The organism is Mesorhizobium sp. M2A.F.Ca.ET.037.01.1.1, from assembly GCF_003998075.1.
Taxonomy (GTDB): domain Bacteria; phylum Pseudomonadota; class Alphaproteobacteria; order Rhizobiales; family Rhizobiaceae; genus Mesorhizobium.
On the sequence record NZ_RZSA01000931.1, the window covers coordinates 1 to 2,555 of the forward strand.

Below are 2,555 nucleotides of genomic sequence, written 5' to 3' on the forward strand. Positions count from 1 at the left end.
GGATTGAACCGCAGGCAAAAGCCGCGCGAGTTTTTGTCGGAACCAACCGTGGTCCGACGGGTTCCACCCTCAGTCGCAGACGCGACAGACCCTGCAACAGACGAATCGTCTCGAAACAGAGGAGAAGAATCATGCTTACGAAGATTCTCGCGGCTTCGGCCCTGACAATCGGCCTCGCCACGGCGGCGATGGCCCAGACCGCGAACTCGCCCGATAACTCGGCCGGCAGCGGCCAAAGCATCACAGTCGAGCCGAGGACGCCGGCCACCCCGCCGCCTGACCAGATGGCGCCCGACACCGGCACGACCGGCAGCGTCACCGGCGGCGATATGAATTCCAACGCCGACAAGAACTGCCCGAACAGCCCACAGGGGGCGCAGGGCGATGCCAACAACACCGCTGCCACGACGGTGCAGCCGAACGTCAACGATAACAATTGCGGCAAGTAGGCCTGCCACTCGCGCTCGCAAAGGCCGTGGAGCAGCTCCACGTCCTTTGTGTTGGAGCCAGCTTCACCGGCTCGGCAAGGGCGGTCGGAACCATGCGGCCTTCCGACCGTTGCAAGGGGCACAAAGGAGAAACCCATGGCAGACAATGAAAGCAGCAGCGGTGGCGCAGCAAACGGCGCCGGCACCTCGAGCACTAGCCCAGCCAGCGAAGCGCGTCCCCGTAACGCCGCTTCGCGCAGCAGCGGCGCGTCGCGCAGTGGCGCCGCATCGCGCGGCAACGCCAGGGCATCCGAAGCGGCGATGAAGAAGCAGATCGCGGAGTTGAAGCGCGAGGTAAACCGCCTGAACCGCGCCCTTTCCGAGCAGGCCGAGGAAGCGTCCGAGACCGCGCAGGGCTGGTACCAGAGCGCAGCCGACAGCGCGTCGAACCTATATAGCGGCGCGGCGGATCGCGCATCGAACCTCTACAGCGGTGCCTCCGGCCGCGCGTCGCGCGCGGCAAGCCAATTACGCAGCCAGGCGCAGAGCGTTTCGGAAACCGTGCAGCAGAACCCGGGCACCTTCTCGACGGCCATGCTGATCGGCGGCCTCGTCGGGCTGCTGGCCGGCATGGCGATCAGCCGGAACCCGGACCCAGAGCCGGACTGGCTGCATCGCTGGCGCAGATAGGCATTTCCGGTCCGGCTCGCGCTGCCGGGCCGATCAACGGTAGTAAGCGAAGGCTGCCTTGCGGCGGCCGCGCGGAGAGAAGGCCGGGCCGGCGCGCCCGGCCTTCTCTTTTGGATGCCGGGCTTTTTCATTTCAAGGTTGTGTCGTCCCCATCCTTTTGCTGTGGCCGGTTGTCCCGGGCTGGTCATTAGCAGGAGCTTATGGGATCATCCCCCGGGGAATCGCGGAGAGCGGCATGGACAGACCTGCCATGGCATCCGTCTTTCGGATGCGGCATGTGCCTGCAAGCATTTCGGGCGTTCGCAGCCTTGGCAGAGGCCAGGCCGATCCGTTCTTTCATTCGAGACCACTCGGCGAGGCGATCCGCTTCATCGCCCAGGCCGACGGCCAGTACGACCTCAGCGCCGTCGCCATCTTCTACGGCGACCGCCAGACGCCGCCGCTCGGCAACCGCGAGATCAGGCAGCTCTGGAGCGAGTATGGCGAGCGGCTGATGGAGGCGTAGAGCCGCGCAAGCCTTCCCGCCGGATCGGAAACGCCGCTCATGCGTTCTTGTGGCGAGGTCAATGGGAGGAACGCCATGAACGTCGCCAATCTCCAACTCGAGGGCCTGCTGATGGCCGTCGCAGCGATCAACCACGTGCTGGTCAAGAAAGGTGTGCTCACCGTCGAGGAAATCGACATCGCGCTGCGCAAGGCCGAGGCCGGTGAGACCGGCGAGGAGCGCTCGGAGGCGATCTCGGCCTCGAACCGCGACGCCATCAATTTCCCGATCCGCCTGCTCGAGCTCGCCAACCAGTGCCAGCCCGAGGCGGACATGCCGTCCTTCTCGAAGCTGGCCCGCATGGTCGGCCAGATGAAGGAGCCATATAACGACCAGATGTGAGGGGAAAGGTCATGCCCTCCCCGGCCAGCCGTGGCGCAGGGCCAGCACAGTGCCCGGGCCGTGCGCCGCGGCGTAGAGCAGGCCGGCGGCGAAGGGGAAGTGCGACATGAAGGCGCCGAACTCGGCCTGGTTTCCGGGCCAGTGCGACGGGCCGTGGAAGGCAAAGCCGAGGAAGACGACATAGACCGCGCCGATCAGCGCCAACGGCGACAGATAAGCGCCGGTAAGGAAAGCGATCACCAGCAGCGTCTCGAGGATCGCCGCGCACCAGGCCAGGAACACCGGGAACGGGAAGCCGGCGGCGGCGATGTAGCCGGCGGTGGCGCCCATATCCATCAGCTTGAAGGCGACGCCCATCGCGAACATAGCAGCGAAGATCAGGCGAGCGATGAGAATGGCGGCGGTCTGCCAGGTCGATTGGGTTTCCACGAGTGTCCTCCGGGTTGTCTGTTGATGCCCCAAGGACGGACGAAGGGCGCTGGTTCCGACAGGGGGTAGGAAAATTGTTGGAGCGCCCTCTTCCTCGCCCCCGCAACGCGGGGGAGAGGTGG

The 2,555-nt window shown here is 65.7% G+C and carries 5 protein-coding genes; 4 read left to right on the forward strand and 1 reads right to left on the reverse strand.

The window, feature by feature from the left end; translation table 11 throughout:
- Positions 1-131: 131 nt before the first annotated feature.
- The 4 genes from EOA27_RS31495 to EOA27_RS31510 all read left to right on the forward strand — a co-directional run bounded on the left by EOA27_RS31495 (position 132) and on the right by EOA27_RS31510 (position 2,004).
- The gene (locus EOA27_RS31495; RefSeq protein WP_126083236.1) at positions 132-449 is read left to right on the forward strand and encodes a hypothetical protein; all 318 of its coding nucleotides are present in this window, start codon (positions 132-134) and stop codon (positions 447-449) included.
- A 135-nt stretch (positions 450-584) separates the two neighbouring features.
- Positions 585-1,118, forward strand: coding sequence for a hypothetical protein (locus tag EOA27_RS31500; RefSeq protein WP_245463270.1), 534 nt, complete (start codon positions 585-587; stop codon positions 1,116-1,118).
- A 235-nt stretch (positions 1,119-1,353) separates the two neighbouring features.
- Positions 1,354-1,623: a hypothetical protein gene (locus tag EOA27_RS31505; protein WP_126083237.1), complete on the forward strand. Its 270-nt coding sequence runs from the start codon at positions 1,354-1,356 to the stop codon at positions 1,621-1,623.
- Between the two features lie 75 nt (positions 1,624-1,698).
- The gene (locus EOA27_RS31510; protein WP_041001284.1) at positions 1,699-2,004 is read left to right on the forward strand and encodes a hypothetical protein; all 306 of its coding nucleotides are present in this window, start codon (positions 1,699-1,701) and stop codon (positions 2,002-2,004) included.
- A gap of 9 nt (positions 2,005-2,013) precedes the next feature.
- Here the strand turns inward: EOA27_RS31510 and EOA27_RS31515 are convergent, their stop codons facing one another.
- Entirely contained in the window at positions 2,014-2,433 is a 420-nt protein-coding gene (locus EOA27_RS31515; protein ID WP_127258110.1) for a DoxX family protein, read from the reverse strand.
- Between the last annotated feature and the right edge of the window lie 122 nt (positions 2,434-2,555).

Excerpts from the sequence above, each read along its gene's own strand:
- EOA27_RS31505 (WP_126083237.1), top strand. The coding sequence starts at position 1,354 with ATGGACAGACCTGCCATGGCATCCGTCTTTCGGATGCGGCATGTGCCT.
- EOA27_RS31510 (WP_041001284.1), top strand. The coding sequence starts at position 1,699 with ATGAACGTCGCCAATCTCCAACTCGAGGGCCTGCTGATGGCCGTCGCA.
- EOA27_RS31495 (WP_126083236.1), top strand. The coding sequence starts at position 132 with ATGCTTACGAAGATTCTCGCGGCTTCGGCCCTGACAATCGGCCTCGCC.
- EOA27_RS31500 (WP_245463270.1), top strand. The coding sequence starts at position 585 with ATGGCAGACAATGAAAGCAGCAGCGGTGGCGCAGCAAACGGCGCCGGC.